Below are 12,926 nucleotides of genomic sequence, written 5' to 3' on the forward strand. Positions count from 1 at the left end.
AGCCGCCAACCCGCCGTCGCAGCGGAGCGGGTCAAGGTGGAGCGCCGTTGACGCGCGAAGCGCTCGATGGCGACGACCTTGACGCGCGCAGCGGAGACGGCCACAATCACGCGGCGGGAAAGGAGGGCGAACCAAGCCCGCAGGAAAGCCTAGATCACATGCAGCCCAATAGGCATATGAGAAGAGGGAGACCTCAAGGAGTTCAAAGGCCGCCTAGACGACGTTTGACGCACTGGCGAACCGAACTGCAATCCACTCAAGATAATTTGGTCCGGGTTCGTTCGGAACCCGCCGAGTTTCGGGAGAGATCGCTTCTTCGGCCTTGGGTGTACGGGCACAGGCAGAGTCACTGTGTGAATTGGCTCTGCCTCGTTGTCGCATCCGCGCGCAGCTGACCGCTCGTCGTCTTGATGTGCCCTCGCAGCGGCCGACCACGAGTGTCCATCGCGAGAGGCTCCCGGACACCGGCGTGAGTACGAGTATGTGGAGGAGGGAGTCGGCCGGTAAGCCGGATTCTGTCGGTCCGAAGACCGGGCGGTCATCCATCTGGGGCCGCCGTTGCCGACGGCCTCGGTGCGGTCTACCCGCGAACTCGGGCGGGCCGCCCTCGAACATCCGCGCGGGAACCCGAAGGTTCCCTTTTTGACCTTGCTCCGGGTGGGGTTTACCAAGCCGTCCGGATCACTCCGGCCGCTGGTGGTCTCTTACACCACCGTTTCACCCTTACCACCGCAAGCGGTGGCGGTCTGTTTTCTGTGGCACTTTCCCGCGGGTCGCCCCGGGTCGGTGTTACCGACCACCCTGCCCTGTGGAGTCCGGACTTTCCTCGAACCCGCGCTGGGCGCGGGGCCGCGACCGCCTGGCCGACTCCCCCTCTGCGGGTCAGTCTACCGGTCCGCGCGAGGTCTCCCGGTCCAGATGGGCGGTGTCGTTGAGGGAGCGCACCACTTGGGGTCCGTCCGCGTAGCAGTCCACCTCGGTCAGGCACGCGGTGTCCAGGTGCATCCGATACAGCGCGCCGACCGGGGCCAGCATCGCCTGTTGGACGACGACCTTGATCGGGGTGACGTGGCTGACCACCAGGACCCGGCGGCCCGGGTGGCGTTCGAGGAGGGCTTCACGGGCCTTGCCGACGCGGCGGGACACCTCGGCGAAGCTCTCGCCGCCGGGCGGGCCCGTCTCCGGGTCGGCCAGCCAGCGGCTGACCTGCTCGGGAGCACGCTCCCGGGCCTCCGCGAAGGTCAGCCCTTCCCAGTCACCGAAGTCGGTCTCCACGAAACCCTCGTCGGTCTCCATGGGCAGACCCAGGAGCCGCGCCGCGTACTCGGCGGTCTGCCGGGTGCGCAATAGCGGTGAGGAGACCACCGCGTCGAACCCCCATCCGGCGAGGCGGAGCGCGGACGCCTCCGCCTGGGCGTGGCCCTCATCGGTGAGCGGGATGTCACCGCGCCCGGCGAAGCGGCGTTCGACGGACAGCGGTGTCTGACCGTGTCTCAGCAGAACCAGCCGGGTCGGCTCGGTGTCCGGCGCACCCCAGCCCTTGCTCATTCGGAGGCGGGAGTGTTGAGCCCCGACTCCTCGGTGCGCACCAGGATGCGACGGCAGTCGTCGCAGCGCACGACCTCGTCAGCGGCGGTGGCTCGGATCTCGTTGAGTTCCATGGTGCTCAAGGCGAGCTTGCAGCCGTTGCAGCGACCGTAGCGCAGCGGAGCGGCAGCCACACCGTCGTACTGGACGCGCAGCTTGTCGTACAGGGCGAGCAGGTCGTCGGGGACCTCGCCGGCGACCCGCTCGCGGTCCTGGGTGGCGCGGGTGCGGTCCCACTGGATCTCGGCGGCGGCGGTGTCGCGGCGCGCCGTGACCTCCGTGAACTTCGCGACGGCGATCTCACGCTCCTCGGTCAGGCGTGCGACGTCGGAGCTGACCGCCTCGGCCTGCTCCATCACTTCGAGGACGATCTCCTCCAGCTCCGCCTGGCGGCGGCCCAGCGACTCGATCTCGGCCTGCAGACTCTGCTGCTCCTTGGCATTGGTGACCTGCCCCGACTCCAGGCGCTTGGTGTCCCGGTCGGCGCGGGAACGCACCTGGTCGACGTCGCTCTCGGCCTTGCGCTGGTGACGGGCCACATCGGAGGCCTTGGTCTGGGCGGAGATGAGCTCGGCGTCGAGGGAGTCGACGCGCTCCTTGAGCTCGGCGGCCTCGGCGATCTCGGGCAGGCTCTGGAGACGGTGGTCCAGACGCTGGAGCTGAGTGTCCAGCTCCTGGAGGTCGAGCAGTCTGGCCTGAGCGGCGGGTTCGGCTTTCACTTGGGGTCTCCTGGGAATCGCGGTTGGGAGGCCGGGGAGGCCGCCCGCGCCCTGTGCAGTTGTGGTCTTCGAGCAGGTGGTACACGTGCCCTGCACGTGCCTGGTCTACACGTGCTGGAAGGTCCGTGACCAGGCATCCGTCACGGTGGTTGACACGCGGATCTCCACGTTAGCCCCCTTGGGGCCTCCCGCGCGCCCGAGTGCGTCGTTCAGTTGGTTCGCACCGTCGGCCAGCCACGGCCACTCACTGGCGAAGTGCGCGGTGTCGATGAGCGCCGGACCGCCGGGTTCCTCCACGAACTCCGAGGCGGGGTGGTGGCGCAGGTCGGAAGTGACGTAGGCGTCCACGTCGGCGGCCCGGGCCGCGCCGAGCAGGGAGTCACCCGCTCCCCCGGAGACAGCGACTGTGGTGACGAGGCGGTCGAGGTCCCCGGCCACGCGGATACCGCCCGCGGTTGCGGGCAGTCCCCGGGCCACCCGGTCGGCGAAGTCCCGCAGGACGAGCGGCTCAGCCAGCTCGCCGATACGGCCGATGCCGCGTCGGCCTTCGGGGTCGGTGGTGTCCGGCTCCAGCGGACGCAGCTGCCCGGTGAGGCCGACCGCGCGGGCCAGGGCGTCGGAGACCCCGGGCGCGGCGGTGTCGGCGTTGGTGTGCGCGGTGTACAGCGCCACCCCGGAGCGGATCAGCCGGTGCACGATCCGGCCCTTGGGGGTGTGGGCGGCCACGCTGGTGACCCCGCGCAGCATCAGCGGGTGGTGGGTGATGATGAGGTCGGCGCCCCAAGTCACGGCCTCGTCGACGACGGCGTCCACCGGGTCGACCGCGAACAGGATCTTCTCGACCGGCTGTGCGGGGTCCCCGCAGACCAGGCCGACCGCGTCCCAGGAGGCCGCCCACTGCGGCGGATAGACCTCCTCGAAGGCGGCGGTGACGTCGGACAGGGCGGCTGGCTGCGCGGTCGAGGTGCTCACGGGGCGAGACTAACGCGCCACTCCCCCGAGCGTGAAAACGCGCGCCTTCACCGGCTGATTCGGGCGGCCACCGTGGTGAGGCGCTCCCGTACTTCGGCGGGGGCGTCGAGGGTGAACGCGGCGCCCAGGGACAGGACCACCGCCGTGTACTGACAGACCAGGTCCAGGGAGTCGGCGCTGACCCGGACCTCGCAGCGGTCGGGGCCCAACGGAGCGATCCGGCCGGGCAGAGGTCCGTACAACCGGCCGCGGACCTCCTCCTCGGGCAGGTCCAGGTACACCGCCACCGTGTGGCGGTACGTGCCCCGGGCGAAGTGCCGGGTGAGGAAGGTGGCGGGGTCGGGGGCGGGCAGCTCCCTGGGCCCGAACAGCCCGTGGGTGGGCCTGGGTCCGTGGAGCCGGTCCACCCGGAAGGTCCGCCAGGCGTCGCGGTCCGTGTCGTGCGCTAGCAGGTACCAGCGGCCGCCGTGGGAGACCAGGTGGTGGGGTTCGACGCGGCGCTCGCTGAGGTTCCCGGAGCGGTCGCTGTAAGCGAAGTCGGTGACCGCCCGGTCCCGGCTGCACGCGGCCAGCACCCCCAGGACCAAGGGGTCGACGCCGGGGGTGTCGGGGTGCGGGACGACGGACGCGGAGCCGCCCACGGCGGTCAGCCGGGGGCGCAGGCGTACGGGCAGGACTCGTTCGAGTTTGGCCAGGGCGCGCAGCGCGCTCTCCTCGACCCCGGTGGCGGTGGTCAGGGCGAGCGCGATCGCGACCGCCTCTTCGTCGTCCAGCAGCAACGGCGGCAGGTCGCGGCCGGAGATCAGCCTGTAGCCGCCGGCCGCGCCCGGGGTTCCCGCCACCCGGTAGTCGAGGTCGCGCAGGCGGTCGACGTCGCGGCGCAGGGTGCGGGCGCTGACGCCGAGGCGCTCGGTGAGCTCGCCGCCGCTCCACTCGCGCCGGGCCTGGAGCAGGGACAGCAGGCGCAGCAGCCGCTGCGGCATGGTCCCGCGTACCGATTCCGCGCTCATACCTCCATGCTGCCAGCCATTGCGGCCGAGATGTGTCCGCAAAGCTTCCTACGGTGGCCGCATGAATGAGACCAAGCGAGCAGCAACGGCCGCGGCCTCGGCGGGGACCGACGTCATGACAGAACTGCGCACACGGGTGGCCGGCCCGGTGCACGCCCCCGGAAGCGAGGGCCACGAGCGGGGCCGCTCGGGGATGCAGCTGCTGGACCGGCACGAACCCGACACCGTGGTCGAGGCGGCCACCGCCGAGGACGTGCGCGCCGCTGTGGCGGTCGCCGCCGATCTCGGCCTTACCGTTGCGGCCCAGCGCACCGGGCACGGGCACGGCGCCGGGATGCGCGGAGGAATCGTGGTGGACACCCGGAACCTCTCCCAGGTGCAGGTCGACCCTGAACGGCGCACCGCGCGGGCCGGGGCCGGGGCGACCTGGCAGGACGTGATCGACGCCGCGGCCGCCTATGGTCTGGCGCCGCTCTCGGGCAGCGCGCCGGGGGTGGGCGCGGTCTCCTACACCTTGGGCGGGGGTCTGAGCCTGATGGCACGCAGGTACGGGTACGCCGCCGACCATGTCCGCGGCATCGACCTGGTCACCGCGGACGGGTGCCACCGCCGGGTGGACGCCGACAGCGACCGGGACCTCTTCTGGGCGCTGCGCGGTGGAGGGAGTTCGTTCGGGCTGGTCACGGCCATGGAGTTCGACCTGTTCCCGGTGGCGCGCCTGTACGGCGGCAGCCTCTTCCTGGACGCGACCGACCACCCGGACGTGCTGGAGGCGTGGCTCCGGTGGGCCGAGGGCACCCCCGGGGAACTGACGTCGGGCGTGTCCGCCCTGGTCTACCCGGACGTGGCAGGCGTGCCCGAACCCATGCGCGGACGCCTGATCGTCCAGGTCTCCCTGGCCTGGTCCGGGCCGCCGGCGGACGGTCCACCGGTGGTGGCGCCGCTGCGTACCGCCGCCCCGGTGCTCATGGACACCCTGCGCGAACTCCCCTACACCGAGTCCGGGACGGTCTTCGACGAGCACGACGACCAGGCCGGTTTCCGTGGCGAAGCCCTCCTCGTGGACACCGTGGCGCCGGGTGCCCTCACCGAACTCGCCCGGCTCGTGGCGGCCGAGCGCCCGTTCATGAGCGTGGTCTGGCTGCGCCAACTGGGCGGTGCCCTGGCCCGGCCGCCCGAGGTCCCGAACGCCGTGGGGCACCGGACGGCCGCCCACGCCCTGAGCGTGCTCACCTTCACCGGCACCGACGGAACCGGCGAAACCGCCGCCATGGCCGAGCTGCGCGCCGAGGTGGCGGAGCTCTTCGCGCCGCACACGCTGGGCCGCTCCGCCAACCTGAGCTTCGGCCCGGTGACCGGGGACGAGGTGGGTGCCATGTACGAACCCGAGACCCTTCGGAGGCTGTCGCAGATCCGGGACCGGGTCGACCCGCACCGCCGGATCCACTCCAACCGTCCCCTTCCACCGGTGGTCTAGGGCGTGTTCGGTGGATGCTGCCCGTCGCGAGCGGCGTATCCAGTGGTGCTGGCACAAGGCCGAAGTAGGAGTCAGCCCGGGTTTGGCTGTCGACTGATGAGAACGCAGTGCAAGTGCCGCTGGGGCGACGCGCAGCAGGGTATGTGTCCGCCGAACATGCCCTAGCTCCCGCGCACGGTCCTGCCCCGCGGTGGTCCCGCTTGCCCCCGGGCCGGGCTCCGCCTAACGTTCGGGCACTGCCGACCGGTCCTTCCGACCGGCTCTGCCGACGAAAGCGGGTGCGCGCGACATGCAGGACACGAGGATCGAACTCCGCGGGCGCGAGATCGCCTACACCGACATCGGCGACCCGGACGGCACTCCCGTGCTGTTCTTCCACGGGGCGCCGATGAGCCGGTGGAACCTCGTGGACCAGGACGAACGGTTCGTCGAGGCCGGTCTCCGCGTCGTCTCGCCCGACCGGCCGGGGTACGGCGGCTCCGCCCCCGCCCCCGGGCGCGTGCTCACCGACTGGGCAGCGGACACCGAGGCGCTCGCGGACGCGCTCGGGATCGACCGCTTCCTGGTGGTCGCGCACTCCTCCGGCGGGCCGTACGGGGTGGTGGTCGCCGCCGCCCTGCCCGACCGGGTGATGGGCACGGTCCTCGTGGCCGGGGTGACCGACTTCGCGTGGCCGCGGGCGTGGGACGGTTTCGTCGAACACGAGGCAGCGCTCATGCGCCTGCCCGACGAGAAGGCGGCCCTGGAACAGGGTGTGCGGGCCTTCGGCCCGGACGGGTCCCGGATGCGTGAGGCCGATGACGGCGCACGCTTTCCGGAGCCCGACCGGGAACTGTTCGCCAACCAGTACGTCCCCTGGTTGGCCTCGGCCAGCAAGGAGGCCTTCCGGCAGGGGGTGGGCGGCTACACCCAGGACGCCTGGGTGCAGGGACGCCCGTGGGACTTCGACCTCGGCGGGGTCGCGGCGCCGGTCCTGGCCGTCCACGGCGCCGATGACACCGTGGTGCCGCTCGCGCACTCCCGCCACACCACGGAACTCGTCCCCGGGGCGGAGCTGCGCGTGCTGCCCGGGCACGGGCACGTCACGGTGCTGTGGGAGCTGCCCGGCCTGCTCACCGAACTCCGCGACCGCCCCTGAGCTCCGCATGCCCGCCCGGAGCCGTGTGTGAACACCGGCACGCCCCGGCGGCTCCGCCGGCCGTCTAAAGTTGGTGGCGATGAACAATACTGAGCAGCAGCGGCCCCAGACCCCGGTCGGAGCGCACGTGCCCGTGGCCGGCGGCATGGCCACCAAGGGCCTGGCCTACGCCGAGAAGATCGGCGCCGAGACCGTCCAGGTGTTCGTGTCCAACCCGCGCGGCTGGGCGACCAACGGCGGCGACCCGGCGCAGGACGCGCAGATGCGCGAGCGCACCGACTTGCCCGTGTTCGTACACGCCCCGTACCTGATCAACCCGGGCACCCCCAACGAGGAGACCGCCGACAAGTCGATCACCTCGATGGAGCACGCCCTGCGCCGCAGCGCGGAGATCGGCGCCCTGGGCGCGGTCATGCACACCGGCTCGGCCGTCTCGGGTACCCGCGAGGACGGGTTGGCCCGTGCCCGTGAACGACTGCTGCCGATGCTGGAGCGGCTGGGCGGGGACGTGCCCCCGCTGCTGCTGGAGCCGATGGCCGGGCAGGGCCAGGTCCTGTGCGCCACCGTCGACGACCTCGTCCCCTACTTCGAGGCCCTGGACTGGCACCCGAACGTGGGCGTGTGCCTGGACACCGCGCACCTGTTCGCGGCCGGGCACGACATCTCCACCGTTGAGGGCATGCGCGAGGCGCTGGACCGCTTCGGCGAGGTGGTCGGCGCCGACCGGCTCAAGCTGGTCCACTGCAACGACTCCAAGGAGCCGTGCGGGAGCAACAAGGACCGGCACGAGAACATCGGCGAGGGCCACATCGGCACCGAACCGTTCGCGGAGCTGTTCCGCCACCCGGTGACCGCCGGGATCCCCATCACCCTGGAGACCCCGGGTCCGGAGGTCCCGCACGCCGAGGACGTAGCCACCCTCAAGAAGCTGCGCGCCGAGGCCTGAGCCGCCGGCCGGTGCGCTGATCACCCTCCGGGAGCTGGCTCTGTGGCCAGCTGGGCGGCGGCATTGTCGGCAAGCCGCGCGGTCTCGGTGATGATGCCCCGGAAGAGGAAGGTGACGAGGAGGATCAGCACGCCGCCTGCGATGTAGGGCAGGGCCAGGTCGACGCGGCCGAGCAGGCCGCCGAGGAGCGCGCCGACCGGGGCCAGGCCCCAGCCGACCGCTTTTCCAGCCCCGGCGACACGGCCGCGCACCTCGTCCGGGACCACCGTCTGGAAGTAGAGGCTGGCGGCGATGTTGGTCACGACCACGAAGAAGCCGACACCGGTCATGGCGAGGAAGGCGTGGTAGGGGTCGTTCACGAGGCCCGTGGTCACCAGGCACAGGCCCACACCGGTGTAGCCGCCGATGACCACGGCACGTCGGCCGACGCGCACCAGGAGCCGGGCCGCCATCAGGGAGCCCAGAACCCCGCCGGTCGCGCCGGCGAGCAGGAACACGCCGAAGAGTGCGGCGGGCACCCCCAGGTCGTTCTGTGCGTAGAGCACCAGTACGGCCGTGGTCATGTTCATGCCGATCATCGCCCCGGCGTTGCAGAGCATGTTGCCGCGCAGGATCCGGTCAGTAAGGACCAGGCGGAAGCCCTCGCCGAGCGATCGGAGGAATCCCTCCCGCTCCTCGGGGGCGGTCCCGCCGGGGCCGGCGGCCGGGGCGGGGCGGCGCCACACCAGCGGGATGGCGCACAGCAGCACGACACACAGCGCGTAGGACCCGGCGATCCCCAGCAGCGGCGCGGCCGCACCGGCGGCGAACAGGAACCCGGCCACGGGTTTGCCCAGGCAGTCCTGGGCGACCGTGCGGCCGCCCTCCACCCGGCTGTTGGCCCGGTCCAGGAGCCGGGCGGGGACCAGTTGGACGACGGCGATGCGGCTGGCCGGGTCGGTGACGGTCTCGCAGGCGATGACCAGGAACATCGCCGCGTACAGCACCCAGATGGAGAGGTGTCCGGCGAGCATCGCGCCCGCCAGGGCGACCATGGTCAGGGTCGCGACCGTGTTGGACACGACCATGGCGCGCATGCGGTGCACCCGGTCGATGAGCAGGCCGGAGATCGGGGCCAGCAGCAGCCAGGGCAGGAAGCGGGTGGCGGTCAGCCCGGCGACCAGGAGGGGGTCCTGGGTGAGGGTGGCGGCGATCAGCGGCAGGGCCACAAGGATCATGCCGTCGGCGAGGTTGGTGAAGACCCCGGCGCCCCAGAAGCGGTAGAAGGTGGAGCTCAGGCGCCGGTCCCGGGTAGCGGATTCGGTGGTGGCAGGGGCGGGTGCGGTGCTCACGGTGGGGCTCCTGAAGGGGGGTGGGGATTCAGGGGACTTACCGGTCGGCGGGGGTATCGCCGTCGTCGTCGCTCTCAGTGCTCTCGGTGCTCTCGGTGGCGCCGCTGGCCCAGCCTCCGGCAGGTTCGGGGAGGTTGGGGAAGAGGTCGGTCTGGAGCTCGACCGGCTCGGTGTCGGGCCATTCCTCGGCGGTGCGCCCCTGGTAGGGCAGCAGCCGCTCCCGGACGAAGGCCATGAGCTCCTGGGCGAACTCGCGGGTCTCCTCCGGGGTCATCCGCACGCGGAAGACCGAGTCCTGGGACGCGGCGCTCCAGCGCTCCACGGAGGGCGACTCCGGCTGTTCGCGCACGAGCGCGTTCCACCGCTCGACGCGTTCCCGTCTGGTCCGGTAGTAGCGGCCCAGGACGATGTCCGCGGCCTCCCGGGTGGCGGGGCTGCGCAGCATCTCGCCGCCGCGCATGTGCCAGCCGCCGGGGCGCACCCGCCACCAGCGGTCACGACTTCCGGAACGGCCGGTATCGGCCACGACGAACCCGAACCGGGCGAGCTGGCGCAAGTGGTAGCTGGTGGATCCGCTGCTCTCCCCCAGCCGCTTGCCCAGGATGGTGGCGGTCGCGGGCCCGTGCTCGGAGAGTTCGTCCAGGATCCGGGCGCGCAGCGGGTGGGCCAGTCCGCGCAGCGCTTCGCCCTCGACCTCCAGGGAGTCGTTCGGCTGCTCGGTCGGTTCGCCTGATTCGCTCATGCCAGCACCGTACTCCAAAGACTTCTTTGCAAAAAGATCTTTGCAGAAGTTTCTTTGGGAAATCGTCGGTACCGCGTTCCAGACCCGGGAAGCCCCACGCCCCACAGCCCTCTCTCATGGGCGACAATGGGCAACAATGGCCCCGGACCCGTGCTGCCGCGGGCCCAAGGACAGACGGAAAGGTGTCACCGCATGGATCCGATCTCCATGGTCATAGGTGTGGCGATCGCGGCCGGCGGCTTCTTCGCGGGCAAGTTCACCGCCACGCGCCAAGCCAGGCGGGAGCTCCAACAGCACCAGAAAACGCACAAGGCAGTAGGAAAAGGTCAAACGAGCCCCCAGCCGGTGTGCGGCTGCGGCCACAACCTGGTCTTCCACGACAGGGAGACCAAGCGGTGCCAGACCCAGGTCGTCATCCCCGGACGCTGGACCGGGCAGCACGACTCGACCTACCGCCAGTGCATGTGCCAGGGCTACCGCGGCCCGCTCCCGGTGGACGAGTACTACGCCCCGGACTTCCTCGACGGCGAGAATCCCTGACGCCGCCCCGACCCCTTTTCCAAGGGTCTCCCGCCCGAGCCCAGGTCAGCCCCGGGACCGAGCACGCAGCAACGTGCGGGACCCTGGGAGCGCGGACCGCGACGCGCTGGGGTGACAACACCCGTGCGCGCCGCGAGAATGTCCGCGCACCGAACAGCCAGAGAGTGGACGTTAACCAGTGACGACGCCTGTGACACCCACGATCGACCAGCGCATCGCAGAAGAACTCGGCGTGGGCGCGCACCAGGTCAGTGCCGCCGTCGAGATGCTCGACGGCGGGTCGACCGTGCCCTTCATCGCCCGGTACCGCAAGGAGGCGACCGGCGCGTTGGACGACGCCCAGCTGCGTGCCCTCGAGGAACGCCTGCGTTACCTGCGTGAACTGGCCGAACGCCGGAGCGCGATCCTGGAGTCGATCCGTTCCCAGGGCAAGTTGGACGACGAGCTGGAGGCCCGCATCAACGCGGCCGACTCCAAGGCCCGTCTCGAGGACATCTACCTCCCCTACAAGCCCAAGCGCCGCACCAAGGCGCAGATCGCCCGCGAGGCCGGCCTCGAGCCGCTCGCCGAGGGCCTGTTCGGGGACCCGAACCAGGACCCGCAGGAGGTCGCCGCCGCCTACGTGGACGCCGACAAGGGCGTCGCCGACGTCAAGGCCGCCCTGGACGGGGCCCGCGCGATCCTGGTCGAGCGCTTCGCCGAGGACGCCGACCTCACCGGCACCCTGCGCGAGCGGCTGTGGGAGAAGGGCCGCCTGGGCTCGGCGGTCCGCGAGGGCAAGGAGGAGGCCGGCGCCAAGTTCGCCGACTACTTCGACTTCTCCGAGCCCCTCACCGCGCTCCCCTCGCACCGCGTCCTCGCCATGTACCGGGGTGAGAAGGAGGAGGTCCTCACGCTGAACCTGGTGCCGGAGGAGGCGCCCGAGGCGGACGCCGACGGCACCGTGCCGCGCAGCAGCTACGAAAACGCGATCGCCTCGCACTTCGAGGTCGTGGACCGGGGCCGCCCCGCCGACCGCTGGCTGCAGGACACCGTGCGCTGGGCCTGGCGCACCCGCATCCTGGTCCGGCTGGACATCGACGTGCGCATGCGCCTGTGGCAGCAGGCCGAGAACGACGGCGTCAACGTCTTCGGCGCGAACCTGCGCGACCTGCTCTTGGCCGCTCCCGCCGGAAGCCGGTCCACCCTGGGCCTGGACCCGGGTCTGCGCACCGGGGTGAAGGTCGCCGTCACCGACCCCACCGGCAAGGTGGTGGCCACCGACACCGTCTTCCCGCACGCGCCGCGCCGCGACTGGGACGGTTCGATCGACCGTCTGGCCAGGCTGTGCGCCGCCCACGACGTGGAGCTGGTCGCCATCGGCAACGGCACCGCCTCCCGTGAGACCGACAAGCTGGCGGGCGACCTGATCAAGCGCCACCCCGAGCTCAAGCTCACCAAGGTGATGGTCTCGGAGGCGGGCGCGTCGGTCTACTCCGCCTCGGCCTACGCCTCCGAGGAGCTGCCCGACCTGGACGTGTCCCTGCGCGGCGCCGCCTCCATCGCGCGCCGGCTGCAGGACCCGCTGGCCGAGCTGGTCAAAATCGACCCCAAGTCGATCGGTGTGGGCCAGTACCAGCATGACCTGGCCGAGGCCAAGCTGTCCCGGTCGCTGGACGCGGTGGTCGAGGACTGTGTGAACGGTGTGGGCGTGGACGTCAACACCGCCTCGGTGCCGCTGCTGACCCGGGTCTCGGGAGTGACGTCGACGCTGGCGCGCAACATCGTCTCCCACCGTGACGCCAACGGCCCCTTCCGGACCCGGGACGCCCTGCGCGCGGTCCCGCGGCTGGGCCCGAAGGCGTTCGAGCAGTGCGCGGGCTTCCTGCGCGTGCCGAACGGCGACGACCCCCTGGACGCCTCCGCGGTGCACCCCGAGGCCTACCCGGTGGTGCGGCGCATCCTGGACCGGGTCGGCACCGATCTGCCGTCGCTGATCGGTGACAAGAAGGCGCTGTCCAAGGTCCGTGCCGAGGACTTCGTCGACGACACCTTCGGCCTACCGACCGTGACCGACATCCTCAGCGAGCTGGACAAGCCCGGCCGCGACCCGCGCCCGGCCTTCACCACCGCCACCTTCAAGGAGGGCGTGGAGAAGCTGGACGACCTGGAGCAGGGCATGATCCTGGAGGGCGTGGTCACCAACGTGGCCGCCTTCGGCGCCTTCGTGGACGTGGGGGTGCACCAGGACGGCCTGGTGCACGTGTCGGCGCTCTCCCGCAAGTTCGTGGAGGACCCGCGCGACATCGTCAAGCCGGGTGACATCGTCAAGGTCAAGGTGCAGGACGTGGACATCCCGCGCAAGCGCATCTCGCTGACCATGCGCCTGGACGACGAGGCACCCGCCCAGGGCGGCGGCCGTGGTGGCCAAGGCGGTGGCGGCGGCCGTGGTGGCCGCGGCGGCGACCAGCGTCGCGGCGGCGGC

At 71.4% G+C, this 12,926-nt stretch carries 11 protein-coding genes and 1 other RNA gene; 5 read left to right on the forward strand and 7 right to left on the reverse strand.

Annotation, left to right across the window (positions count from 1 at the left end; all coding sequences use genetic code 11):
- Positions 1-488: 488 nt before the first annotated feature.
- The 5 genes from rnpB to ACYVD1_RS33480 form a co-directional block, all read right to left on the reverse strand.
- Positions 489-871: RNase P RNA component class A (gene rnpB, locus ACYVD1_RS33460), an RNA gene on the reverse strand.
- An 11-nt stretch (positions 872-882) separates the two neighbouring features.
- Positions 883-1,548: a histidine phosphatase family protein gene (locus ACYVD1_RS33465; protein WP_460778492.1), complete on the reverse strand. Its 666-nt coding sequence runs from the start codon at positions 1,546-1,548 to the stop codon at positions 883-885.
- Complete coding sequence (locus ACYVD1_RS33470) at positions 1,545-2,306, reverse strand: zinc ribbon domain-containing protein (protein ID WP_460778493.1); 762 nt, start codon at positions 2,304-2,306, stop codon at positions 1,545-1,547. The genes ACYVD1_RS33465 and ACYVD1_RS33470 overlap by 4 nt, the downstream gene beginning before the upstream one ends.
- Before the next feature lie 105 nt (positions 2,307-2,411).
- The gene (locus ACYVD1_RS33475; protein ID WP_460778494.1) at positions 2,412-3,278 is read right to left on the reverse strand and encodes a Nif3-like dinuclear metal center hexameric protein; all 867 of its coding nucleotides are present in this window, start codon (positions 3,276-3,278) and stop codon (positions 2,412-2,414) included.
- A 47-nt stretch (positions 3,279-3,325) separates the two neighbouring features.
- Positions 3,326-4,288, reverse strand: coding sequence for a helix-turn-helix transcriptional regulator (locus tag ACYVD1_RS33480; protein WP_460778495.1), 963 nt, complete (start codon positions 4,286-4,288; stop codon positions 3,326-3,328).
- Positions 4,289-4,349: 61 nt separating this feature from the next.
- Here ACYVD1_RS33480 and ACYVD1_RS33485 point away from each other — a divergent pair, with 61 nt between their 5' ends.
- The 3 genes from ACYVD1_RS33485 (at position 4,350) to ACYVD1_RS33495 (ending at position 7,849) form a co-directional block, all read left to right on the forward strand.
- Positions 4,350-5,765, forward strand: a complete 1,416-nt coding sequence (locus ACYVD1_RS33485; RefSeq protein WP_460778496.1) for an FAD-binding oxidoreductase — start codon at positions 4,350-4,352, stop codon at positions 5,763-5,765.
- A gap of 289 nt (positions 5,766-6,054) precedes the next feature.
- Positions 6,055-6,903 carry an alpha/beta fold hydrolase gene (locus ACYVD1_RS33490; protein WP_460778497.1) on the forward strand — a complete coding sequence of 283 codons (849 nt, stop codon included), beginning with the start codon at positions 6,055-6,057 and terminating at the stop codon, positions 6,901-6,903.
- 79 nt (positions 6,904-6,982) lie between these two features.
- Positions 6,983-7,849 carry a deoxyribonuclease IV gene (locus ACYVD1_RS33495; RefSeq protein WP_460778498.1) on the forward strand — a complete coding sequence of 289 codons (867 nt, stop codon included), beginning with the start codon at positions 6,983-6,985 and terminating at the stop codon, positions 7,847-7,849.
- A 20-nt stretch (positions 7,850-7,869) separates the two neighbouring features.
- On the opposite strand, the gene ACYVD1_RS33500 is transcribed toward ACYVD1_RS33495, so the two are convergent.
- A complete protein-coding gene (locus ACYVD1_RS33500) occupies positions 7,870-9,180 on the reverse strand; it encodes an MFS transporter (protein WP_460778499.1) in 1,311 nt (436 codons plus the stop codon).
- A gap of 37 nt (positions 9,181-9,217) precedes the next feature.
- On the reverse strand, positions 9,218-9,922 hold the full coding sequence (locus ACYVD1_RS33505) for a winged helix-turn-helix domain-containing protein (protein ID WP_460778500.1): 705 nt from the start codon (positions 9,920-9,922) through the stop codon (positions 9,218-9,220).
- Positions 9,923-10,114: 192 nt separating this feature from the next.
- Here ACYVD1_RS33505 and ACYVD1_RS33510 point away from each other — a divergent pair, with 192 nt between their 5' ends.
- Positions 10,115-10,462: a hypothetical protein gene (locus tag ACYVD1_RS33510; protein WP_460778501.1), complete on the forward strand. Its 348-nt coding sequence runs from the start codon at positions 10,115-10,117 to the stop codon at positions 10,460-10,462.
- Positions 10,463-10,652: 190 nt separating this feature from the next.
- On the forward strand, positions 10,653-12,926 hold a 2,274-nt coding region (locus ACYVD1_RS33515), incomplete at its 3' end, for a Tex family protein (RefSeq protein ID WP_460778502.1).

The sequence above is a fragment of the Nocardiopsis nanhaiensis genome, assembly GCF_054778635.1.

Bases quoted from the DNA above. Each gene is read 5' to 3' on its own strand.
- ACYVD1_RS33510 (WP_460778501.1), top strand. From the start codon at position 10,115: ATGGATCCGATCTCCATGGTCATAGGTGTGGCGATCGCGGCCGGCGGC.
- ACYVD1_RS33465 (WP_460778492.1), bottom strand. From the start codon at position 1,548: ATGAGCAAGGGCTGGGGTGCGCCGGACACCGAGCCGACCCGGCTGGTT.
- ACYVD1_RS33495 (WP_460778498.1), top strand. From the start codon at position 6,983: ATGAACAATACTGAGCAGCAGCGGCCCCAGACCCCGGTCGGAGCGCAC.
- ACYVD1_RS33480 (WP_460778495.1), bottom strand. From the start codon at position 4,288: ATGAGCGCGGAATCGGTACGCGGGACCATGCCGCAGCGGCTGCTGCGC.
- ACYVD1_RS33490 (WP_460778497.1), top strand. From the start codon at position 6,055: ATGCAGGACACGAGGATCGAACTCCGCGGGCGCGAGATCGCCTACACC.
- ACYVD1_RS33485 (WP_460778496.1), top strand. From the start codon at position 4,350: ATGAATGAGACCAAGCGAGCAGCAACGGCCGCGGCCTCGGCGGGGACC.
- ACYVD1_RS33505 (WP_460778500.1), bottom strand. From the start codon at position 9,922: ATGAGCGAATCAGGCGAACCGACCGAGCAGCCGAACGACTCCCTGGAG.